A 24,015-nucleotide genomic window follows, 5' to 3' on the forward strand; every position below is an offset into this window, starting at 1 on the left:
GCCGAACCTGGCCCAGAGGTAATCCGGAAGACAAAAGTACACAGATAAAGGACGGTTAGAAGCCAAAGCGATTAAGTGTCTTATGTCTTCCATGTCTTATACTGAAGAGGCAGAATTCTCAATAGGTCATTTTAACAGGTTTTGTGCAGATGATACAGTTGCGTTCCTGATTTTTATTTTACCAAAATTATTCTTATCTTTGCACTGTAATAGAGGTAAGAGGGGGCAGGTGTCCCCTCTTTTCTGTTACTGGCTAATTCATTATGCAAGTAGAAAAGAGAGTAAAAGAACTGGTTGAAGAGAAAATCGCCGACAGACCTGAGCTGTTTTTGGTTGACATAAAAATGCTGCCAAATAACAAGCTTATTATCCATGTTGACGGTGATGAAGGGATCAATATTCAGGATTGTGCAGCCATTAGCAGACATGTGGGTTTCCATCTGGAGGAAGAGAGTGTGATTGAAAAAGCATACAATCTGGAAGTTTCATCGCCGGGTATAGGTGAGCCACTAAAACTGACCAGGCAATACCACAAAAATATTGGCCGGGAGCTGAGCGTTAAGCTGGAAGGCGGTGAGGTGAAAGAGGGTAAGTTGCTGAGTGTAGATGACAATGGGATTGTCATAGAAGCTAAAGTAAAAGTAAAAGGTAAAAAGGCGGAACTGGCAGAAACCAGTGTCGGCTTTAATAACATAACAGAAACAAAGGTGTTAATTTCATTTAAATAACAAATGAGCAATATTAATTTAATCGATTCATTTCAGGAGTTTAAGGACTTCAAGAACATCGACCGTCCTACAGTGATTAGTGTGCTGGAAGAGGTATTTCGTAGTATGCTGCGCAAGAAATACGGTACTGATGAGAATTGCGACGTAATCGTTAATCCGGATAACGGGGATTTGGAGATCTGGAGAACCAGAAAAGTGATGGAAGATGGCTTTTCTGAGGATGATGATCTGGAAATTGAACTTGCAGAAGTTAAAGCACTTGACGCGGATATGGAAGTCGGCGACGATTACATTGAGCAGATCACTTTGGAAAGCTTTGGCCGCAGGGCTATTTTAGCTGCCCGTCAGACACTGGTATCTAAGGTACTGGAACTGGAAAAAGACGAGATCTTTAAAAAATATAAGGACAGAGTGGGTGAGATCGTAACTGGTGAAGTATACCAGGTATGGAAAAAGGAAACTTTGGTGCTTGACGATGAAGGCAATGAGCTGATGATGCCTAAGACGGAACAGATTCCTGCAGATTATTTCAAAAAAGGGGATACTGTGCGTGCTGTAATCCTTAAAGTGGATATGGTAAATGCTACGCCTAAGATCATTATTTCAAGAATTGCCCCTGAGTTTTTACAGCGGTTATTTGAAATTGAGGTTCCTGAGATCTTTGATGGCCTGATTACGATCAAAAAGATTGTAAGAGAGCCAGGAGAAAGAGCCAAAGTTGCGGTAGAATCTTATGATGACAGAATTGATCCGGTAGGAGCATGTGTGGGTATGAAGGGATCGAGGATACATGGTATCGTAAGAGAGCTTAAAAATGAGAACATTGACGTAATTAACTTTACCAATAATATTTCACTATACATTACCAGGGCATTGAGCCCTGCCAAGATCACTTCGATCAAACTGGATGATGACACTAAACATGCTGCGGTTTATTTAAAACCGGACCAGGTTTCACTGGCCATTGGCCGTGGTGGACACAACATCAAACTGGCAGGTAAATTGACAGGTTATGAGATAGATGTATACCGTGAAGCAGGTGAAGAAGATGAGGATGTGGATATAGAAGAATTCTCGGATGAAATTGATAGCTGGATCATTGATGAACTTAAAGCTATTGGTTGTGATACGGCTAAGAGTGTATTGGCGCTTTCTATCGATGAATTGGTAAAACGTACCGATCTGGAAGAGGAGACTGTGAAAGAAGTGATGAGCATTTTAAAATCAGAGTTTGAGTAATACAAAAACTGCGCTTCACACATGAAATAAACAAGAATAAACGTTACTTTTGTAATAAGAATTAAAAGAAAAATAGGATAATCAATGTCAGACGACAAACCAATAATTTTATTTAAGGCAGTTAAGGAACTTAACGTAGGGATAGCTACGGCCGTTGAGTTTCTGGAAAAGAAAGGCTTTTCTGTTGAGAATAAACCCACTACTAAGCTCTCTCGCGACATGTATAATGCATTGTTGAAGGAGTTTCAGGGCGATAAAATCGTAAAAGAAGAAGCCAATCAGATTGTTATTGGTAAAATTCGTCGTGATGAACCTGAAGTAACTGAAAAAGTTGCTGAGGCACCTAGAAAAAATGTTGAATTCGAAAATGAAGGGATCTTAATTAAGAACCTGAATGCTTATACGCCTCCTGTTGAAAAGGTAAAAGAAGAGCCTGTAAAACCTGCTGCACCAGTTTCTCCGGTAGCGGAGCGCGTGGAGAAAGTAGGGAACGCTGAGAGCGTTGAGAGCGTTTTGAGCAAGGATGACAGGCAGGAGGAAGGCGGATTGCCGGGAGTTAAAATAGTAGGAAAGATAAATCTTGATGATTTAAATTCGAAGACCCGGCCTGTGAGAAGGGAAGATACTCCTGTACCAGCATCTGAGCCTAAAGCTCCAGTAGTGCAGGAAACTGCTAAACAGGAAGAAGCTGCGGCAAAACCAGCAGAAGCTGTTAAGCCTGTGGAGGAAGCTCCTAAACACGAGGAGATTGCAAAGCCAGTTGTGGCAGAGCAGCCTAAGCCAGTGGAAGAACCAGTGGTTAAACAGGAGCCGGCCGTAACGCCTGCCCCAGTTGCTGCGACGCCAGTTCCAGCCCCTCTAGAAGCTAAACCTGCCGATAAGGCTGATGATAATGACGTGATCAAAGCACGTTCAGTAAAACTTTCCGGTCCAAACATTATTGGTAAGATTACCTTGCCTGTAACGCCCGACCGTAAATCTCAGCCCGTTGCCTCTTCAGGTGAGAGTGCAGATGCAAAAAGAAAACGTAAGCGTAAGAAAACTCCTGGAGGAGGACATCCGGGCCAGCAAGGTCCAGGCCAGCCAGGTCAGGGTCAGCCAAATACGGGCAATCAACAACAAGGTGGTCAGCCTAATCAGCAAAGACCTCCGGTTCCTGTTGGTAACAGACCAGATTTCAGGAACAATACAAACAATACAGCCAACAGGCCTAATTTCAGAAACAATAAACCGGGAGCCCCGTCTTCAGGCGGTCCGAAAGAAGAGCCTACGGAAAAAGAAATACAAGATCAGATCAAAGCGACACTTGCCCGTTTGAGCGGTGCCGGTAAATCTGGTAAATTCGCACAGCGTGCTAAACTACGTCGTGGTAAAAGAGATGACGTCGCCCTTTCTGCGGAAGAAGCGGCAATGGAGCAAGAACTTCAGTCTAAAGTTTTGAAGGTTACAGAATTTGTAACGGCAAATGAACTGGCTTCCATGATGGACGTACCGGTAACCAAAATTATTGGTACTTGTATGAGTCTTGGTATGTTTGTGTCGATCAACCAGCGTTTGGATGCAGAGACACTGACGATCGTGGCCGACGAGTTTGGTTACGAGATTCAGTTTGTGAAACCTGACGATGAGAGCGATAGCATCATTGAAGAGGTAGATGCAGATGAGGAATTGCAGCCAAGAGCACCAGTTGTGACCATCATGGGTCACGTGGATCATGGTAAGACTTCCTTGCTGGATTATATCCGTAAAGCAAATGTGGTAGCAGGTGAGGCCGGTGGTATCACCCAGCACATTGGTGCCTATATGGTGACAACTGCGACGGGCAAACAAGTTACCTTCCTGGATACACCGGGTCACGAGGCCTTTACGGCGATGCGTGCAAGGGGTGCCAAGGTAGCGGATATCGCGATCATTGTGATCGCTGCGGATGACGCGGTGATGCCACAAACAAAAGAGGCGATCAGCCATGCCCAAGCAGCTAACGTTCCATTGGTATTTGCCTTTACTAAAATTGATAAACCGGGTGCAAACTCAGAAAAAATACGCGAGCAATTGTCTACGATGAACATTCTTGTAGAGGATTGGGGCGGTAACTTCCAGTCGCAGGAAATATCCGGTAAAAGCGGATTAAATGTAGACCTTCTGTTAGAGAAAGTTTTATTGGAAGCGGAATTGCTGGAATTGAAAGCAAACCCTGACAAGCGTGCAACAGGTAGTGTCATTGAGGCTACTTTAGATAAAGGGCGTGGTATCGTGACTACGGTCCTGGTACAGGCAGGTACATTGAAAGTGGGTGATCCGATCCTGGCCGGAAGCTATAGCGGACGTGTGAAAGCATTGTTCAATGAGCGTGGACAGAAAGTGGATAAAGCAGGCCCTTCAGTACCGGTACAGGTATTGGGTATGCAGGGTGCGCCAACAGCTGGTGACCGTTTTAACGCGATGGAAAGTGAAGTGGAAGCTAGAGAGATTGCCAACAAGCGTCTACAGCTGATGCGTGAGCAGGGCCTTCGTACACAGAAACACATCACATTGGATGAGATCGGCCGTCGTTTGGCGATCGGTAACTTTAAGGAGCTCAACCTGATTGTGAAAGGTGATGTGGATGGTTCTATCGAGGCATTGTCTGACTCCCTGTTGAAATTGTCTACCCCTGAAATACAGATCAATGTGATCAGTAAAGCGGTGGGTCAGATCTCTGAATCTGATGTATTGCTGGCCTCAGCTTCTGATGCGATCATCATCGGTTTCCAGGTAAGGCCTTCGCCAGGTGCGCGTAAGCTTGCTGAAGCGGAACAAATTGATATTCGCTTGTATTCTATCATCTACGATGCGATCAATGAGATCAAAGCGGCGATGGAAGGTATGCTTGCTCCGGAATTTGAAGAGAAGATCACTGCCAATGTGGAGATCAGAGATACTTTCAAAATTACTAAGGTGGGTACTATTGCCGGATGTATGGTGCTTGATGGTACGATTACACGTAACAGTAAGATCCGTATCGTTCGTGATGGTGTGGTGATCTATACAGGAGAGCTTGCTTCATTAAAACGTTATAAAGACGATGTTAAAGAAGTGTCGAGGGGTTATGAGTGTGGATTGAATATCCATAATTTTAACAACATCGAGGTTGGGGATATAGTGGAGGCTTACGAACAGGTAGAGGTGAAACGAAAATTGTAATAACTTCTTGTAATTATATTGAAAAGCGCATTGGAAGGTTTAAGTTCAATGCGCTTTGTTTTGTTATCAATATCGAAAGAGAAACCTATCTTTTGATTAATTTGTGAAAAAATGAATCAGACTGCGCCAATTGTTTTATTCGTGTACAATCGGTTAGACCATACGCGAAAAACTTTGCAGGCTTTACAGGAAAACAATCTTGCAGAAGAAAGTGAACTGTATATTTTCTCTGATGGCCCGAAAGATATTGCTGCCGCGACTTCGGTTAGCACACTTAGAAGTTATCTTACCTCAGTTACAGGTTTCAAAAAGATTCATATTCGTTTGCGGGAAACTAACTTTGGAGTAGATGACAACATTATTCAGGGCGTAACTGAGGTTGTAAACAGGCATGGGAGGGTAATTGTGCTGGAAGATGATCTCGTCACCTCCCCCTGGTTTCTCCAGTATATGAATGAGGGATTAAATTATTATGAAACTAATGAAGATGTAATTTCAATACATGGTTATATTTATCCCGTTACAGTCAGTTTGAAGCAGTCATTTTTTCTTAAAGGGGCTGATTGCTGGGGTTGGGCTACTTGGAAAAAGGAATGGAAATTGTTTGAAGCAGATGGCTCTATACTTCTAAGGCAAATAGAGGCACGCGGACTTCAGGAAGAATTTGATTTCAATAATACTTACCCATATACTAAGGCGTTGGAACAACAGGCTATTGGTAATACAAAGGAATGGGACATTAGATGGTACGCATCTGCATTTCTCTTAAACAAATTGACTCTTTATCCCGGAAAATCTTTAGTTCATAATATAGGGAATGATGGAAGTGGTACACATTGCGGAGATAGTGAAGAATATGATGTAGAACTGGCACAATCTCCAATATCTGTGGTTGCAGATGTAAAGCCTGATTTAGAGGCTTATCAAGCGTTTGCTGAATTTTTAAGGAGAAGGTTGCCAATTGTTGTCAAAAAGGGTGTGTTGTCCCGGTCTTTTAAAAAAATAAAATCTTTGTTTAGGCCTAAAGTCTAATCCAGGATGTCGGCATTAGTGTAGAAGTATCAAACTCTTCGTCCTGTAACCATCTTTCCGGACCAATAACAATCTTATCAGGATGGTTATTTAGCCATGCAGCCCACCAGCTAAAGCTACTGTTAGCAATAATATTGTGTTTGCAGGAACTCATTAACTGCATGTCTATATAGCTGGACTTACCAGTGTTCCAGGATATAAATTCGGCATCTTCCATGTGTAGATTTTCTATGCACCAATCAATGTCATTAGAGAAGATAAAATATGAGGGATTTTCAATGCAACCTTTTATGTAACGTATTGCTTTTTGATAGTACTCTTGTTCGCAGATTCCGCCAAATGATGGATGGTTTACATAATCTCCGCGTCTTATGTGTATGGAAATGCTGTTTGTATAGTTTATCTTATCTAAAATAGTTATATTTTTTGGGTCAGTAAGTGGCTTAAAAATAAAGTCTTTTCTAATTTCTTTTTCTAAGGTTAAGAAATATTGCTGATTTTGCCAGAATCCATAGTAGTAACGCTTCTTGTTGTCTGCAAAAACTTTAGGATCGAACGAATAGTATTTTTTTTCTTCTTCATAATATCTGCTCAGATTGAAGATGTTGCTGATTGTCTTATGGAGTTTCTTTTGGTTTTCAATATTATAGATCCTAGCTGAGAATGAGTTGGCTTTTTTAAGCGTTAAGTCGAATAGTTTTTCCAACTCATATCCATTATGTGACCGATCTGTTTTGTAGCTAGCCAAGTCAACGAGTACATTTGGGTATTTTTCTTTCATTGCTTTATAAAAAGCATATTGGAACATTTGATTTCCAAGCCCCCCTAAAAAGCGGATGATTTTCATTTATAATTTTATATGTTAAATATCCGTAAGTTAAAAATGGTATTTACTATGACCTAAGTTACAACTATACCTCACTATATCAAGGATTGAGAGTATGTATAGTATGTTGAGCGTTATTATTTATATTTGTATTAATGAGTGTTATAAAGGTAGGGTATCTAATCTCGTACGACTATGAATATGTTAAAACATCGTTATCAAGAGTCTACAATTATGTTGATGAAATATATTGCAGTTGATATAGATGGGAAGACATGGGCGGGAAAAGAGTATGCCATTAGTAATTTTCTCCATCAAGCGTAAAAAATGACTTGCTGGAAATTTTAAAGCGTTAACTGAATGGTCAAGGTAATTTGTGATAGAAAAATGAGGGGGCGAGCTTTGGAGTCCGTTAATCTCTAACTTATAATTAATAGAAGATAATGAATAGTGAAGATGGTCTTGGTATAATTCGAAAGCCAGTAATTTTGTTGACCGGTTGCATCAATCCGAAGGGAATGACATTTACTGCATTGCAAAATCCTGATTTCAGACGGGCACAATATATTGATGCGATTAATTTCTACTTAAAGGTTACTGACAATGTCATTATTTTCGTTGAAAATTCGGGAGTTGATATATCTGCGGAATTTGAAGGACATAAAGATAGGCTGGAAGTCCTCACATTTTTAGGGAACGATTACCCAAAGGAGCTGGGAAAGGGTTATGGTGAAATGCTGATTATTGAGTACGCATTTGAACACTCAAGTCTTGTTAACTTAAGTTCGTCTGTTTGCAAGATCACAGGGCGGTATAAAATTCTAAATATCAATAGCATTTTAAGGTCGTATTCCGGACATAGATGTGATGTGATGGTAGACTTGACACACAAGATGACGTATGCTGATTCCCGGATTTTTTTAGCAGAGAAGTCATTCTTTAATGATTATTTGTTTAAGCGTGCAGGGCTAATAAATGATACCAGCGGAGTGCACTTTGAGCATATATTGAACAGATCCGTTTTTCAGGCAATCGTTGATAATTATGCTTACTTACCTTTAAAATACAGACCCAGGATCATGGGTCAGTCAGGTACCGACAAAGTAATTTATGATCATTCGTTCTTTCCCTGGTTTAGAAAGAATTTGCGGAAAATGATTCGCTTTAAACTGTTTTTGAAAGAATAAAGAAAGGATTCATATTTGGGGTCTTTAAAGCTAATACGTTACATTAACCGAAGCTCAGGTTTAAACTTATTTTTAAGGTTACGGAATGCATACCTTAACCAGAGCTTGATGCCGTAATTCTGGTAGATCATTTTACTTTTATCGGCTTCAAAAGGGAAATCTTTTGCTACAGCTGATATACCGGTGTCATTATAATAGGCAATCACATAGTCTTTATATTCAAATTTAAAGCTTGCATCTTTATAAAGCCGCATGTTTAATGCATAATCGGCCGCTATTTTGTATTTCAGATTGTACTGGTACCTGCGGAATACTGCAGCCGGGTAAATGATGGACTGGTGGAAAATCCCTAGTTTGGCTTGATGATAAGGTGTGGTATATCCTGAGTGTCTGGCACCTTTATACATTACATTGGCATAATAAATACTCGCTGGATTATGCAATTCAGATAGCATTTTTGAAAAGTCTGGTAATAGCAGGTCATCAGCACCCAGGAAGATCACCCAGTCTGTACTGATGTGAGTTAGCGCTTTGTTCATGGCATCATAGATGCCATTATCCTGTTCGCTCTTCCAATAAGTTATTCTATAGTCGTTTTCCTCCAGTATTTTGATTGTGCCATCTGTACTTGCGCCGTCTATAACGATTAACTCTATTTGCTTACATGATTGGCTGAAAATGCTTTGAACACACGCTGCAATTGTATTTTCAGCGTTATAGGTAACGATCACTACACTGACTATATTTTGTGCTGTCTTATCCATTTAGTGTACTTCTGTAAACTTCCAGATAGGCATGTGCACTGTTTTGCCAGTTGAATCTGCTCGCATGAGCAATGATCTTTTCGGCCGGCATAGTCAGTTGATAGTGCTTCATTCCCTCATTGAAAGTCTGCTGCATTGCTGAGGGTTCAAAGCTTTTAAAATAGTAAGCATTATCTCCTCCGATTTCGGGAAGGGATGTTCTGTCGGACAGAAAAACCGGCTTTCCGTATTTCATAGCTTCAATCGGCGGAATGCCAAATCCTTCTGCCAGTGATGGAAACAGAAATGCTTCGCAATATTTATAATACCAGTTTTTTTCAACTTCTGATACGGCTCCTATTACCCTTACCCTATTTGCAAATCCGTGTTTTGCTGCTTCAGCCAGGATCCTGTCCTGATACGTCCCGTCAATTTTCCCGGCGATGATCAGTTCAAAATCGTTGTTGTTAAGTAAAGGGACAAGTACATGAAAATTCTTTTTAGGGTTTACTGTCCCCAATGCAAAAAGAAAAGGTCTAACGGGTTGGTATTTAGTGTTTTTCCCTGTTAGAAGTTGCGGCGCAGCACAGCCATTGTAAATAACAGTAATAGGTTTGTTGGAAGTATTCAGGTTGTTAAGAATATCATGTTTGGTAAAATTAGAAATGGCCACAATATGGTCGGCCAAGTCTATATTCTGCTGATGTTTACGCAGGTATTTCTGAATTTTTGCTTTAGATTTTTCTTCATGTAAAAAGTTCAGGTCATGCACCGTTAATACACGTTTGATCTTTTTGCTGGTTGGGATATAGGAGGAGAGCTGATAAGTAGTATGCCACAGGTCTATTCCTTTGTATGCGGGGAAAATAAACTTTTGAAAACCGCGCTGATCAAGGAACTCATCATCGTTGTTAAAGTGTTTCTGCAGCTCAGGATTAAGGTAATATAAGAGTCTATCTTTTGGATTTTTACCGGCTTTTAATGCCATGCCCAACTGATGGCAATATTCAAACAGGCCGGTATGGGCATATTTCATTCTTTCACAGTCAAAAACTATCCTCTTCATTTATCAGGTTTTATTCTGTGAATGACTGCATGTCAATCAGTTTTTTATACAATCCGTTTTTTCTAATCAGCTCTGCATGATTCCCGGTTTCTATAACCTGTCCGTTGTCTATTACAATGATGGTGTCTGCATGCTGTATTGTGCTAAGACGGTGGGCAATGATGATAGATGTGCGGTTTTGCATCAAATGGTTTAGCGCGTCCTGAACAAGTTTTTCTGACTCTGTGTCGAGTGCAGAGGTAGCCTCATCAAGCAGCATGATGGGAGGGTTGGCCAATACTGCCCTGGCAATGCAAATCCGCTGCTTTTGTCCGCCGGATAATTTGTTTCCCCGGTCGCCCACTGAAGTTTGGTAACCATGTTCCGTGCTCAGGATGAATTCATGTGCATTGGCTATTTTTGCGGCGGCCATTACTTCCTCTTCGGTGGCATCCGGTTTGGCAAAGGCAATATTATTAAATATGGAATCGTTAAACAAAATAGACTCCTGGTTGACTATGCCCATTTGTGAGCGGATGCTATCTGTATTGAGTTCGGTATATGGATGCCCGTCAATCAGGATCGTTCCTGATTTAGGGTCGTGAAAGCGGGGGATCAGATCCATTAGGGTGCTTTTTCCGCCGCCTGAAGGCCCAACAAGAGCTACTGTTTGTCCTTTTCTGACTTCCATTGAAATGTTTTTCAGGATTTCTTTGTCTCCGTAACTGAATGATACGTTTTCGAATACCAGGGCATCTTTAAATCCATCCAGCGCTTGTGCATTGTGGTTATTCACCAGCTCAGGTTTGGTGTCTATCAGGTCTAAAACCCTTTCTCCTGAGGAAATTCCTGAATGGATTCCGCTAAAAGAATCTGTAAGAGCTTTAATAGGCTGCATTACCTGTGAGAAGGCTAGGATATATGCAATAAAATCTGCGGGCTTGAGTGCCCCATCTTCCCCGTTAATTATGAGGGAACCACCGTAAATGACAATAGTCACTACCACAAGGACACCCAAGGACTGTGATACGGGCGAAGCAGACTGCTGTCGTCTAACCATTTTCCGTGTCAGGTCGGAATAGAATATATTTTCCTGATGAAATTTGTCCTTTATCCTTTGAGTTGCATTAAAAGCTTTAATGATCTTGATACCTCCAAGGGCTTCATCCAGAAATCCGATCATCTTTGCGAAAGATTCCTGTGCCTGAGTGGCCTGACGCTTAAGACGCTTTACTATTTTGCTAATAATAAACCCAGAAATGGGAATCACCAATAAGGAGAAAACGGTTAGCTTTACAGAAATGGAAAGCAGGAATGCTATGTAAAAAAGCAACTGAACAGGTTCTTTAAACACTACCTGCAGCGTATTGGTTACAGTAAACTGAACTACTTGTACGTCTGATGCAACTTTAGAGATAATGTCTCCTTTTCGTTCATTGTTAAAGTAACCAATATGCAGATCCATCACGTTGTTAAAGACTGTTTTCCGCAGATTTAAAAGTGTATGTACCCGAAGGTCCTCCATGAAACGCTGAGAAAAATAACGAAAAAAATTGGAAAGTAATACGGATACCAGGATCACTCCACAAATGAGATATAGTGTTTTGATTTCTCCGTTGGTGTTAATAGAGTGTTCTATATAAGTTCTGAACTTCGCAAGTATATCAAATGAACTGGCTACTTCCCCCTTTAATGATGAAGCAGGCGCTTTGTCTTTGTAAAAAAGAGTCTCCAGCAGGGGAGACATCAGTGCAAAATTAAAAGTATTAAAAAAAATAGCCAGCAGCGTAGCTATGACATATGGTATAGCAAACTTTTCGATCGGTTTTGCAAAGGATAAAAGTCTAAAGTAAATTTTCATTAAAAGGCATAAATTTCCCAAATGTACGTATTTACAAGCTTACTCTGATTAAGGGAAAGTGGCTACTTAGAGACGATAATATAGTTTTTATGTTCGCCAATCCTGATTCTGGTCAGTTCAAAGACTTTTTGCAGCACTTGCTGTCTGAATGAGTGACTGCTTTTAATGTTGCTGATGTTGCCGTCGAAATTCCAGTTTGCACGCTCAATTCTGCTTTTCATCACTGCAGGATGCGTTGCTTTAAAAGGAATTAAGTTGTCCGCATTGCCATAGTCGAATGAAGCATTGGGAGGCACTTCAGTTTTTACTGCGTTTTTATCATAAAACTGCCTGAAGTTCTGGCCTTTTTCAACAAGGTTATTTGGCGGTTTTACCCAACCATAGTGGTTAACAAATGCTTTTATGAGTCTTACTCTGATCTTTCTGTTGTCAATTCTGAATCCCTGTGCATCTTTGTATGACTTTACGTTTAGGTGTCTTCTGATAATTCTGATCTCTCTGCGGTACCACTTTCTTGATTCGGCAAGGAAATTATAAGATCCGTAAAAATGGTGGTAATTAAATAGCAGTCCCTCTATTCTTTTGTCGTCTAATCTATCTTCCATTTCCTTTTTGATCAATGGAAGGTCCTGTTCATGAACACATTCATCGCCCTGAATGTAAAAGGCCCAGTCAACATCGGCTGATATCGCGTCAAAAGCCTTGTTGGTTTCGCTCGCAAAGACAGAGCCACCCTCTTTAAGGCGCTCATCCCAAACGGTTTCGACAATCCTGATCTTTGGGGATTCGAGGTTTTTCATCATCAGGAGTGTGTCGTCATCAGATTTGCCGACAGCAATTACAAATTCATCACATATAGGAAGAATGGAGAGGATTGCCTCCGTAATTGGGTAATCGTTTATGATTGCATTTCTTATGAAGGTAAAGCCTGCGACTTTCATCTGAGATTTAATTAACAATGGAATCTCCACAAAGATAGTTTTAGAAGATGTAGAATGTTGCATAAATTCTATTTCTTTGTACCAAGATTTTAAACAATGATTAGCTACCAGCAACTTATAGCAGAAATAGCGAAGGGAAATTTTAATGCATTGGCAAGGGCAATAACCCTGGTGGAAAATGACATTGCTCCTGCAGCCCAACTGCTTAGGGCAATGCATGTAAATACCAAAGTTCCGGTAGTAGGCATTACCGGTCCTCCGGGTGCAGGCAAGAGTACGCTGGTAAATGCCATTACCGATCATATTGTAAAGCAGGGAAAGAAAATAGCTATTCTGGCTGTAGATCCGACTTCTCCATTTAATTTCGGATCGCTACTGGGCGACAGAATCCGGATGGCCCAGCAATTTAACAATCCAAATGTTTATATCAGATCCCTGGCCACACGAGGTGCGCTTGGCGGTATTTCGGCAAAGACTATTGAGATTTCAGATGTGCTTAAAACTGCGGGATTTGATATGATATTGATTGAAACTGTGGGGGTAGGGCAATCTGAAATAGACATAGCAGGATTGGCTGATAAGACGGTGGTAGTTCTGGTGCCGGAATCGGGGGATGAGATTCAACATATAAAGTCAGGACTTATGGAGATCGCCCAGGCCTTTGTGGTAAACAAGGCCGACAGAGCAGGTGCAGATAGCTTTGCCAATAATTTAAAGAAACTCGTACATCAGCAGCAAGAACCGGTTCCCATATTTAAGACTGTTGCAGACAAAAATGAAGGAATCACTGAACTATGTGACTGGCTAATTGATCCTGTTCTGGTAAGCAACGAGCGAAAAGCCCTGATGTTGGCAGAGAAAGCATTTAAAATCATACAGCATTATAGAATGGAGGAAATCTCTAAAAGAATGTTATACGAAAAACTAAATGAGGCGTTAAAAACACCGGATTTTAATATTTATCGTTTTGCGGACCGATGGATTAATCGAACTGAATAGAAAAAAATAAAAATGTCTTAAAAAATAGACTCTTTTTTTGAGCCAATAGGACAATACTGCCAATTCAGGTATAGTTTTGGCAGGTAATTCAAAGATTCATTAAATCTTAATTTAGCATTTCTTTTAAGTGTTTTAATTTGCTTTGTCCCTTTAAATCAGGTTTTTATATATTTTTAGCAGATGTTAATTTTAGTTAATAAACTTTTGGAAATCTGTTATTCCTGAAAGATTTATGTAATTCTGTTAATTGAACATAAATCATGAATTGGAAAAAGTTTGGAACGGAGTTTGTACAACAGTTTTCAGAAATTAAAAATTTGTTTAATTTCGCTGTACAAAAAAAATACACGATTAAAATTTGTTTAACCTTAAAAAAGAAAATTATGAATTATTCTACATTTAAAAAAGGCTTGGCATTGTCCTTTGTCGCATTAATGGGAGCTGTAACGCTTACTAATGCACAGGATGCTGCTACGACTTCATCTTCTGCTAAGGTATTTGGTGGAAGAGCCCAATACCGGACATGGTCACTTGGCGTTAACGCAGGTGTTTTAACTCCATTCTCTAACGATTTCCAAAATGCTGACATCAACCTTGGTTATGGATTGAGCTTAAGAAAACAATTGGGTCATGCTTTCGGTATTGAAGTCAATGGTTTCCGTGGTAAAGTTGGCGGTACTAATAAAGATGCTCCAGGTGGATTTGTAACTGTACCAGTAGGAGGTATTCAAACTGCTATATATGGCTTCGAAACTGAAATCAACTGGGCTGCTGACATCAGAGGTGTTGTAAACGTGGCTACTGTAGATTTCCTTCGTCGTGAAAATAGTGTAAATTTCTTTGTAACTGCTGGTTATGGAGTTGCTAATTATTCTGCAGTTCGTAACCCTGCTGGTGGTGGTGGTGAAGAATTTGTATACAAGTATGGCGATGGTGGTGTAGACGATAATAAAACGCAACCATATGTTCCAATTGGAGCTGGTGTTAAATTTAAAGTATCTGACCGTGTTTCATTTAACTTAGGTTATACTGTTCACTTTGTAGATACTGATGATTTCAATGGTCTTCCTGATGAGCTTAAAAACTATACTAAAGATAAATTTGCTTATGGATACGGTGGTTTAGAATTCTCTTTGGGTTCTTCTGCTAAACCGTCTCTTGACTGGGTTAATCCACTTGCTTTGATGTATGATGAATTGAAAGATCCTTCACTACGTCAAGAAGTTGAAGCTTTGAAAAGCCGTGTTGCTAACGTTGAGAAATCAATCGAAGATCTTAAAAAAGATTCTGATGGTGACGGTGTTTCTGATCAGTTTGACAAATGTCCTGGAACTCCAGCAGGTACTGCAGTAGACGGTTCAGGATGTCCGCTTCCTAAAGCTGCTGAACCAGTAGCTGTATCTAGCGTAAGTGGTTTTGAAACTATCCAATTTGAATTTAACTCATCAGTTTTAAAAACTGAAGCTTATCCTGTATTAGATAAACTATCTTCAGTATTGCGTGAAAGCGGTGGTAAAGTAACTTCTAATGGTTACGCTTCAAGTGAAGGTACTGCTGCATACAATTTGAAATTATCTAAAGACAGAGCTAATTCTGTTAAAACTTATTTAGTAAACTCTGGTGTAAGTGCTAGTCAGGTTGTAACTAAAGGTAATGGTGAAGCTAACCCAATTGCTTCTAACGATACTGAAGAAGGTCGTATCCAGAACCGTCGTGTTGAAACTGCAAGGAACTAATCCTTTCTGATATTAAATAATAAAAAAGAGGGCTTCCAATAGGAGGCCCTCTTTTTTTGTAACTTTGTTTTAAGTAAATACAAATATTAACATTATGCATAATTTACTGGATTTTATAAAATGAACAAAATAATTAACACATCGAATGCGCCCGCTCCTATCGGGCCCTATAGCCAGGCGGTGATTGCCAATGGCTTTTTGTTTTTGTCAGGACAGGTAGCCATAAATCCTGAGAATGGACAGGTGATCCAAACATCCATCGCTGAAGAAACGCATCAGGTAATGAGGAATATAAAAGCAGTACTGCTTGAAGCCGAATATGGATTTGAAGATATTGTTAAAACAACTATATTCCTGTCAGATATGGCTTTGTTTGCCGAGGTTAATGACATCTATGGCGCTTATTTCGAAAGCATTTTCCCTGCGCGTGAAACAGTGGCTGTAAAGGGTCTTCCTAAGGGTGTGAATGTAGAGATTTCAGTTACAGCTTACAAAAGCTAAATCCTTTGCTTGCGCCTACGTTAGATACTGCTATAGAATTTCTTAAAGGTGTGGGGCCTAAACGTGCCGAGCTTTTACAAAAGGAGTTGGGCATCTTTACGTGCGAGCAGCTGCTGAATTATTTTCCCTTCCGGTATATAGACCGCACGAGGTTCTATAAAATAAATGAGCTTGACCCTGATCTACCATATGTACAGATTCTGGGAAGGATTACCAGCAAGGAAGTGATTGGGGAAAAGCAAAAGAAGCGGCTTGTAGCCCGCCTTACAGATGAAACGGGCTCAATAGAGCTGGTGTGGTTCCAAAGTTTGAAATGGGTGGACGAGCACCTTATGAAGGGCAAGGTCTACATTGTTTTTGGCAAGCCTGCTGTTTTCAATGGCTCCTTTAGCATATCCCATGCAGATCTTGAAAGCTACCCAAGGCCTGCTACTATCACAGGTAATCTAAGGCTGCAACCTGTTTACAACTCTACAGAGAAACTAAAGAAATTTTTTCTTGACAGCAAGGGCATTCAAAAGCTGGTAACGCTGGTAATCGAACAGCAGATCAGGGAAGTGAAAGAGACGCTCCCGCTTTATATACTTCAAAAATACCACATGCTAAGCCGTCGGGAAGCCTTGCTGAACATACATTTTCCAAAGGATGTACAGGCATTGAAAGAAGCAGAGAAGCGGTTGAAATTTGAGGAGCTATTTTTCATACAGCTTCAGCTGCTGCACAATAAGCAGCTTAGGGAGCTTCGCTTTAAAGGGCATTCTTTTGATACCGTAGGCGAAAAGGTGAATGTCTTTTACAAAGAGCTGCTTCCTTTTAAACTGACCAATGCGCAGAAGAGAGTTATAAAAGAGATCAGAACAGATACCCAAAGGGGTATACAGATGAACAGACTGGTACAGGGCGATGTAGGCAGTGGCAAAACAGTAGTGGCCCTGATGAGTATGTTACTGGCTTGTGACAATGGGTTTCAGGCCTGTATGATGGCTCCTACGGAAATACTGGCCCGCCAGCATTATAGTTCTATCCTATCGCTTTTAAAAGACAGGCTGGTAAAAGTCGCTATTCTTACAGGAAGTACCACCCGCAAGCAACGTACCCTATTGCATAAAGAACTGGAGGCAGGGGAAATAGATCTGCTGATTGGCACGCATGCGCTTATAGAGGATAAGGTAGTTTTCAAAAACCTCGGTATGGTGGTGATAGATGAGCAGCACCGTTTTGGTGTGGAACAAAGGGCCAGATTGTGGAGAAAGAACACAATACCCCCTCATATCCTGGTAATGACAGCCACGCCCATCCCGCGCACTTTGGCCATGACCCTCTATGGGGACCTCGATGTATCTGTTATTGATGAATTGCCTGCGGGAAGAAAGCCTATTGAGACCCGGCATTTATACGAAGGCCAGCGCCTGAGAATGTTTGGCTTCATGAAGCAGGAAATAGCTAAAGGAAGACAGGTATATGTGGTGTATCCATTGATTAAAGAAAGTGAGAAGCTGGACCTTTTACACCTGGAGGCCGGGATAGAACAGATGAGTTATCAGTTTCCTTTGCCGGAGTATCAGATCAGTATTGTTCATGGAAAGATGCGCAATGCCGATAAGGAATACGAGATGCAGCGGTTTATAAAAGGGGTAAGCCAGATCATGGTGGCTACTACCGTGATTGAGGTGGGTGTCAATGTACCCAACGCATCCGTAATGGTGATTGAAAATGCGGAACGCTTCGGGCTGTCGCAGCTGCATCAGTTGCGGGGGCGTGTAGGAAGGGGGGCAGAGCAGTCTTTTTGTATCCTGATGTCAGGTAATAAGTTAAGTGCCGACGGAAAGCTTCGTCTGGAAACCATGGTCAAAACGAACAATGGTTTTGAGATCTCGGAGATCGATCTGCAGCTTCGCGGACCAGGAGATATCACCGGGACACAGCAGAGTGGGGTGCTGGAGCTAAAGCTGGCGGATCTGGCCAAAGATCAGCTGATCTTGCAGGAAGCACGAAATACCGTTATCGATATCCTTTCAGAAGACCCAATGCTGGATGATCCGAAAAGCAGTCTGTTGAGAACCTATCTGAGCAAAAGAAGCCGTGGTATTGCTTTTGATAAAATATCCTAATCCTCGTCACTTCCCGGTAATGAACCAGCGCCTGAATAGGCGCCTTTTCTTATGACCGGCATTTTTAAATATTTGAACAATTCATCCAGGTGTAATAAACTACCATTGGTCAAATTGCCTAAAAAGATCACTACAATATCCTTATCCAGATCACGGATATAAATGTGACGGAAACCATGCCACCAACCGGTATGGTAAACTACTTTGTCCATCCCTTTGCCATCAAACATACGCCATCCGTAACCATAATTAAAATGTCCATTAACGGGTTTATTGCGGCCTTTGTAAGCAGAATCCAAGCTGTTTTTTTTCAGCAGGCGGCCGTTTTTTAAATATTTGTCATACAATACCAGGTCATGCAGCGTACTGTAAATCCCTTTATCACCCACCGGCCCGTCCAGAAAGTTCTGGGCCACAGAATAGCGCCAGGTACGGTCATGCCCAACTACGTCAACGGGGATTTTTTCATATTCACTGGTGGAATAAACATGCGTGTTTTTAAGCCCTGCAGGTTTAAAAACATGCTCCATCATGTATTGGGAAAACCGCTGTTTGGTTACTTTTTCTACGATGGCAGCCAGTACCATAAAATTAGAATTGTTGTAATGGAACACACGGTCTGGCCTGGTGTATGGATTGGGCTTTTTGTCGGCTATAACCTGCATTACCTCCTGATTGGAAACCCCTTTTTTCATGTTGCGCTTTTCCTTTCGCCATATGTCGTCGATAAAATAAACATAGTTCATCATCCCGCTCCGGTGCGACAATAACAAGCTTATCGTAATCCCATCATAAGGAAAATTAGGATAGAATTTCTTCACATCATCCGTTAACTTAAGTTTCCCGGCTTCAACCAACTGCATTACCGCTACACTGGTAAAAGTTTTGGTGATGGATGCGAGTTCAAATTCAGAACTGATCTTTAAGCTGTCACGATGCAGGTAGTCTGCCCAGCCAATGGCTTTTTGATACAGGATCTTTCCCTTTCTTGCCACCAGCATGTTTCCGTTAAAGCCTGATTTTTTATGCAGGTTCTGTACGAAACCAGCAATCCATTTATCTCCTTTTGCAGGATCATATGCTAATAAAAGGCTGTCGGTTTTATCGTCTTCCTTGATTCTTACTTTTTTGTCAGCTTCAGCTTTTTTAGCTTTTTCTTCCGGACTGGAACAGGCTGATAATGAAAAAATGGCAAGCGAAATGGTTAAGGTCAGCAGATTAAACTTCATTGATTGGGTAGATACTTGTTAAAAAGTCGAAAATTAAGGATTTTTAACACTTTAAACGCAAAAGAGTTTTAAACATTGCTTTAGGTAGAAGTAAATTGGTCTTATGCTAAGCAAGCATATTTATAGAAGTTATTACTTATAGCTGTTGCAAGGCTTGTTTTACAGTGTCCTTGTTGGGCTTAGAAACGGGTATTTTTTCTCCGGATATTAAAAGTAGAATACCACCGTCTTCTTTTAACCAGCTTTTTACATATTTTGGATTTACTAAATGGCTTTGATGAGTTCTTAGAAATCCTTTGGGGCGCAGTAAATCTGCATATTCTTTAAGGGACTTAGAAACCAGTATTTTTTCATCACCCGAAAGGAAGAAGTGTGTATACGTATTGTCTGCTTCACAACGTATAATTTCCGATAAAGTAACATACCTGATTTCGCTTTGCATCTGCAGGGCAATTTTGCTCACGTTCGTTTCCGGCTTTTTTAATTGCTGCAGCAAAAAATCGAGTTGCGAAGTTTGTATTTGGGTCGCCAGTTTTTCTTCAGCTTTATTGACTGCGTTCAGCAGTTCATCAATATCAATAGGCTTCAGAAGATAATCCAGGGCGGCAAATTTTACAGCTTGTATACCATAATGGTCGTAAGCAGTAACAAAAATAATATCGAAATTACGTGTTAGTAGCTGCCTCAGCACATCAAAACCGGTTTGATCGCCCATTTGAATATCCAGAAACACCAAATCAGGCGAATATTTTTCAATAGCATCAACCGCATCACTTACGTTTTGCGCTGTTGCTATTATAGTCACCTGCGGACAATGCTTTTCCAGCAAAGACCGCAGGTTCTCTAAGTTGGAGATTTCGTCATCTATTAAAATTGCCCTCATTATATTATAGCCAATCGGTTAACGTTAAGCTTATATTGGTGCCTATAGTGGTTGATTCTATGGCTAAAGTAAAGCGATTTTTTCTATAAATACTATTTAACAGCGCTATTCTACCGTCGCTCAATGCCAAACCCAAACCCATATACTTTTTTTTCGTATCAAATCCATTTCCATTGTCGGTAACGGTTAATACTAAATCATTTGCTTGCTTCATCATTGTGATGGTCACTTTTCCATCAGTAGCTTTTTTCGCTATGCCGTGCTTCACTGCGTTTTCTACAAAAGGCTGCAGCAGCATACTTGGTATTTCTATGATATCTAAATCCAGGTCTTCTGAATGATCAATTTCGTATTTAAAGCCGAACCGCAATTGCTCCATTTGCAGGTAATCGTCCAATAAAGTTTTTTCTTGTGATAGACTGATCAGTTCTTTATCATCCAATACGTTACGGGTTAACCGAGCAAATTTAGAAAGGTATTTGTTGGCATTGTCTATTTCGTTCTTGTTCATTAAATTTTGAATGCCAGAGAGTGCATTGAACAGAAAATGAGGGTTTAATTGGGAACGAATGGAGTTCAGCTCGAGCTTTGCAATGTTTTTTTGCTGCTCTTTTTCTGCCAGCTTTCTTTTGTTCCTTTTTTTGTTGAAATAAAGGATTATGAGAAAGATTAGTCCAATGGATAAGGCGACGGCAAACGTATAGATCAAAAGTTCCTTTTTGGTGTAGCTTTCTTCATTTAACGTTATAGAAAGCGTATGTCTGGTAATATATTTTTCTCTGTCTTTTACTGAAAGGTCGCAATCACGGCATCCTTCCCATTTTATCCTTGGCTGAATGATAATTTCATAATCCCCCGATTTTTTGAAAATGCTTTTGTCAAACGCTACGTAAGGCAAAAACTGATGTTCCTCACTTATGCCTCCATATTGCCAGGCAGTGGATTCGAAGATAATTTCCCCTGTTTTATTCTCTTTTATTGAGATATAGTAGAGATAATCAACGTCTGATTTGTCTTTAATAATGGTTAGTTCATCGTCCTTTTCAGTGAAAGTAAGCTTTGTTCTGTCTTTTGGGTGGCTGATCCAGCTGTAGTCAACACCTAAGTCAGTTTTGAAGCGCTTTGAAAAACCTTGAATTTTCGCTCTCGGAATGGGCTTCCCGTAAAAAACGGTTTTATAAACATCCTGAGGCTTTTGGATGTCGTAGGTGATTATGGTAATGATTTTATCTTTTATAGGAACGATACCAAACGTTGCAGCTCGGAATACTTCTTCGTCCCCCGCGTTGGCGTCTTTCAGTTGTGCCAGGTCGATCGGCTTGTTTACCACTAACGGCTTGTTATTCTCTAAAATTGTGTACCGATAATGCTGTGGACTGTCTACCTTTCTAAAATAAATTTCGACGCTTGCATTATGGACGTCGGGTAAGAAATTAAAAGATGTATGAGGTTGATTGGAAAATATATTCCAGCAAAAGAGGTTTTTGGCCGAACTGTCTACAGACATGAGCATTTTTCCTCCCACACCGGCTTTGCGAAAATAGTTGATGCCTTTTTGTGCATTTACTGTAGATAGCGCTATTATGAAGCTAAGGAATGTGAAGAGTATCTTTTTCATGTTAATAAGTTTAATTTTCATCAAACTTGTCACAATAATAGCAAAACTAAAACCGTAAAACAGGAAAGGCAGTGTTTCAAATAGTAGATGTGTTGTTTTTTGCAGTATTTGAATTTGCCAAAAGTGGGGCTTACATTTCCGAAAAACTCTTCCAATGTTTTTCTAATTTGTGTAACGTTTCTAAATAAATTTCCTTTAAGGGGCAAAAAGGTTAAATTTGGGCAAAAATAATTTTTCAAAATACTATGAGTTTTAGAATAGAACACGATACAATGGGCGAAGTACAAGTGCCAGCTGATAAATATTGGGGAGCACAAACCGAACGTTCACGTAATAATTTTAAAATTGGTCCCGAAGCGAGTATGCCAAAGGAAATTATACATGCTTTTGGTTATTTAAAAAAAGCCGCGGCTTTGGCTAATTCCGAGCTAGGGGTATTGTCTCAGGAGAAAGCAAATCTGATTGCCAAGGCATGTGATGAGGTCATTGCAGGAGCGCTTGACGATCAGTTTCCGCTGGTAATCTGGCAAACCGGTTCAGGAACGCAAAGTAATATGAACGGCAATGAGGTAATTGCCAATCGTGCCCATGTTCTGAACGGGGGACAATTAGCTGATGATAAAAAGATTTTGCACCCAAATGATGACGTAAATAAATCCCAGTCTTCAAACGATACCTATCCTACTGCTATGCATATTGCGGCATATAAACAAGCAGTAGAGGTGACTATTCCCGGCTTAGAAAAATTGCGAAATACCCTTCATCTGAAGGTTCTGGAGTTTGGTGATATTGTTAAAACCGGTCGTACGCACTTTATGGATGCCACACCCCTAACTTTAGGACAGGAATTTTCAGGTTATGTACAGCAGATAGACAACAGTATCCGTACGGTAAAAAATGCTTTGGCGATGATCAGCGAACTGGCATTGGGTGGTACTGCTGTTGGAACAGGGTTGAATACGCCGAAAGGCTATGATGTGCTGGTGGCTCAGAAAATAGCTGAGCTGACAGGACTTCCATTTGTTACCGCCCCTAATAAGTTTGAGGCCCTGGCAGCACATGATGCCATGGTAGAGCTTTCCGGCGCTTATAAAAGAACTGCTGTTTCTTTAATGAAAATAGCCAATGACATCAGGATGTTAAGTTCTGGCCCGCGCTGCGGAATTGGGGAGATCATCATTCCGGACAACGAGCCAGGTTCTTCTATCATGCCTGGAAAAGTTAACCCTACCCAGCCTGAGGCGATGACAATGGTCTGCGCACAGGTGATGGGCAATGACGTTACTGTAGGCATAGGCGGAAGTAACGGGCATTTTGAACTGAATGTATTTAAGCCTGTGATAGCTGCAAATGTGCTGCAGTCGGGCAGATTAATTGGTGATGCATGTGTTTCATTTAACGATAAGTGCGCAGAAGGAATCCTGCCAAACCTGCCGGAGATCAAAAAGCATTTACAAAACTCGTTAATGCTGGTAACGGCATTGAATCCTCATGTAGGTTATGAAAATGCGGCTAAAATTGCTAAAAAAGCGCACAAAGAAAATAAAACACTAAAAGAGGCCGCAGTAGAACTTGGTTTGCTGACCGGAGCACAGTTTGATGAGTGGTTACGTCCTGAAGATATGGTGGGCAGCTTAAAATAAGGTATGCTTCGTAAAGGATTTTATCTTGCGCTGCTGGTACCCTGTATTTTGCTTTTTATGTCTTGTCAGCGGCTTCCTGATGTACAGGGCAAAGGTTCTGGTTTTATGCAAGGAGTATGGGTACAGGATGCTGTGCCCGATGCTGAAAAGCTGCTGAGCAATACCCATCACCGGTTTAAGATTACCTGTGATTCATTTTATGTTGACCTTACTACCTATTCAAAGGTCAACTACTATGCTGACAGCTGTTTTCAGAACGGCATCTGGAAAGAATATGCAAAGGGTGTTTATCTGGTACGGTCTGACAGTGTTTTTTTTGAAGGCACTTATACCAAAGCCAATTATAAGCAGAAGCTTTCGGGATGCTATCAGACCGGACGCTATATTAAAAGTTTCAAGATCAAAGAGGCCTCCTCAGACAAATTGCTATTGGAAAGTACAAACAACCAGCGAGAGCTTAGGCTGACGTTAAACGAAAGGATCACCTGTGTCCCAAGGGAATTATAAATA

General features: G+C 40.8%; 19 protein-coding genes. 11 read left to right on the forward strand and 8 right to left on the reverse strand.

All coding sequences use genetic code 11. The features are described 5' to 3' along the window. The first annotated feature begins 263 nt into the window (after nucleotides 1-263). From rimP to EZ437_RS04865, 4 genes are all read left to right on the forward strand, one after another. Complete coding sequence (gene rimP / locus EZ437_RS04850; protein WP_131593787.1) at nucleotides 264-728, forward strand: ribosome assembly cofactor RimP; 465 nt, start codon at nucleotides 264-266, stop codon at nucleotides 726-728. A 3-nt stretch (nucleotides 729-731) separates the two neighbouring features. Beyond that, complete coding sequence (gene nusA / locus EZ437_RS04855) at nucleotides 732-1,967, forward strand: transcription termination factor NusA (RefSeq protein ID WP_131593789.1); 1,236 nt, start codon at nucleotides 732-734, stop codon at nucleotides 1,965-1,967. 84 nt (nucleotides 1,968-2,051) lie between these two features. After that, nucleotides 2,052-5,150 (forward strand): translation initiation factor IF-2, encoded by a 3,099-nt coding sequence (gene infB / locus EZ437_RS04860; protein ID WP_131593791.1) that lies wholly within the window; start codon nucleotides 2,052-2,054, stop codon nucleotides 5,148-5,150. A 111-nt stretch (nucleotides 5,151-5,261) separates the two neighbouring features. Next, nucleotides 5,262-6,182, forward strand: coding sequence for a glycosyltransferase family protein (locus EZ437_RS04865; protein ID WP_131593793.1), 921 nt, complete (start codon nucleotides 5,262-5,264; stop codon nucleotides 6,180-6,182). Here the strand turns inward: EZ437_RS04865 and EZ437_RS04870 are convergent. Further along, complete coding sequence (locus tag EZ437_RS04870; RefSeq protein WP_131593795.1) at nucleotides 6,172-7,029, reverse strand: alpha-1,2-fucosyltransferase; 858 nt, start codon at nucleotides 7,027-7,029, stop codon at nucleotides 6,172-6,174. The two genes, EZ437_RS04865 and EZ437_RS04870, sit on opposite strands and share 11 nt — an antisense overlap. Nucleotides 7,030-7,451: 422 nt before the next feature. On the opposite strand from EZ437_RS04870, the gene EZ437_RS04875 reads away from it, so the two are divergent. Then, a complete protein-coding gene (locus EZ437_RS04875) occupies nucleotides 7,452-8,195 on the forward strand; it encodes a hypothetical protein (RefSeq protein ID WP_131593797.1) in 744 nt (247 codons plus the stop codon). Between the two features lie 38 nt (nucleotides 8,196-8,233). Here the strand turns inward: EZ437_RS04875 and EZ437_RS04880 are convergent, their stop codons facing one another. The 4 genes from EZ437_RS04880 to EZ437_RS04895 all read right to left on the reverse strand — a co-directional run bounded on the left by EZ437_RS04880 (nucleotide 8,234) and on the right by EZ437_RS04895 (nucleotide 12,848). Further along, nucleotides 8,234-8,959 (reverse strand): glycosyltransferase family 2 protein, encoded by a 726-nt coding sequence (locus tag EZ437_RS04880; RefSeq protein ID WP_131593799.1) that lies wholly within the window; start codon nucleotides 8,957-8,959, stop codon nucleotides 8,234-8,236. Further along, nucleotides 8,952-10,004, reverse strand: coding sequence for a glycosyltransferase family 4 protein (locus EZ437_RS04885; protein ID WP_131593801.1), 1,053 nt, complete (start codon nucleotides 10,002-10,004; stop codon nucleotides 8,952-8,954). Before EZ437_RS04885 ends, EZ437_RS04880 begins: the two co-directional genes overlap by 8 nt. Nucleotides 10,005-10,014: 10 nt before the next feature. Further along, nucleotides 10,015-11,844, reverse strand: a complete 1,830-nt coding sequence (locus EZ437_RS04890; RefSeq protein WP_131593803.1) for an ABC transporter ATP-binding protein — start codon at nucleotides 11,842-11,844, stop codon at nucleotides 10,015-10,017. A gap of 62 nt (nucleotides 11,845-11,906) precedes the next feature. Continuing rightward, a complete protein-coding gene (locus EZ437_RS04895; protein ID WP_225869491.1) occupies nucleotides 11,907-12,848 on the reverse strand; it encodes a glycosyltransferase family 2 protein in 942 nt (313 codons plus the stop codon). A 33-nt stretch (nucleotides 12,849-12,881) separates the two neighbouring features. Between EZ437_RS04895 and meaB the strand changes: the two genes are divergently transcribed. From meaB to recG, 4 genes are all read left to right on the forward strand, one after another. Further along, nucleotides 12,882-13,784: a methylmalonyl Co-A mutase-associated GTPase MeaB gene (meaB, locus tag EZ437_RS04900; RefSeq protein WP_131593805.1), complete on the forward strand. Its 903-nt coding sequence runs from the start codon at nucleotides 12,882-12,884 to the stop codon at nucleotides 13,782-13,784. 383 nt (nucleotides 13,785-14,167) lie between these two features. After that, nucleotides 14,168-15,520 (forward strand): OmpA family protein, encoded by a 1,353-nt coding sequence (locus EZ437_RS04905; RefSeq protein ID WP_131595167.1) that lies wholly within the window; start codon nucleotides 14,168-14,170, stop codon nucleotides 15,518-15,520. A 120-nt stretch (nucleotides 15,521-15,640) separates the two neighbouring features. Then, nucleotides 15,641-16,021 carry a RidA family protein gene (locus tag EZ437_RS04910; protein WP_131593807.1) on the forward strand — a complete coding sequence of 127 codons (381 nt, stop codon included), beginning with the start codon at nucleotides 15,641-15,643 and terminating at the stop codon, nucleotides 16,019-16,021. A 5-nt stretch (nucleotides 16,022-16,026) separates the two neighbouring features. Continuing rightward, nucleotides 16,027-18,132, forward strand: coding sequence for an ATP-dependent DNA helicase RecG (recG, locus tag EZ437_RS04915; RefSeq protein ID WP_131593809.1), 2,106 nt, complete (start codon nucleotides 16,027-16,029; stop codon nucleotides 18,130-18,132). Here the strand turns inward: recG and EZ437_RS04920 are convergent. From EZ437_RS04920 to EZ437_RS04930, 3 genes are all read right to left on the reverse strand, one after another. Beyond that, complete coding sequence (locus tag EZ437_RS04920; RefSeq protein WP_131593811.1) at nucleotides 18,129-19,361, reverse strand: serine hydrolase domain-containing protein; 1,233 nt, start codon at nucleotides 19,359-19,361, stop codon at nucleotides 18,129-18,131. The two genes, recG and EZ437_RS04920, sit on opposite strands and share 4 nt — an antisense overlap. Before the next feature lie 136 nt (nucleotides 19,362-19,497). Next, nucleotides 19,498-20,244, reverse strand: a complete 747-nt coding sequence (locus tag EZ437_RS04925; protein ID WP_131593814.1) for a LytR/AlgR family response regulator transcription factor — start codon at nucleotides 20,242-20,244, stop codon at nucleotides 19,498-19,500. A 4-nt stretch (nucleotides 20,245-20,248) separates the two neighbouring features. Further along, nucleotides 20,249-21,862 carry a sensor histidine kinase gene (locus tag EZ437_RS04930; protein ID WP_131593816.1) on the reverse strand — a complete coding sequence of 538 codons (1,614 nt, stop codon included), beginning with the start codon at nucleotides 21,860-21,862 and terminating at the stop codon, nucleotides 20,249-20,251. 245 nt (nucleotides 21,863-22,107) lie between these two features. On the opposite strand from EZ437_RS04930, the gene fumC reads away from it, so the two are divergent. After that, entirely contained in the window at nucleotides 22,108-23,505 is a 1,398-nt protein-coding gene (gene fumC / locus EZ437_RS04935; RefSeq protein WP_131593818.1) for a class II fumarate hydratase, read from the forward strand. Between the two features lie 3 nt (nucleotides 23,506-23,508). Continuing rightward, the gene (locus tag EZ437_RS04940; RefSeq protein ID WP_131593820.1) at nucleotides 23,509-24,012 is read left to right on the forward strand and encodes a fumarate hydratase; all 504 of its coding nucleotides are present in this window, start codon (nucleotides 23,509-23,511) and stop codon (nucleotides 24,010-24,012) included. Nucleotides 24,013-24,015 lie beyond the last annotated feature (3 nt).

The sequence above is a fragment of the Pedobacter psychroterrae genome (assembly GCF_004331695.1).
Taxonomy (GTDB): domain Bacteria; phylum Bacteroidota; class Bacteroidia; order Sphingobacteriales; family Sphingobacteriaceae; genus Pedobacter; species Pedobacter psychroterrae.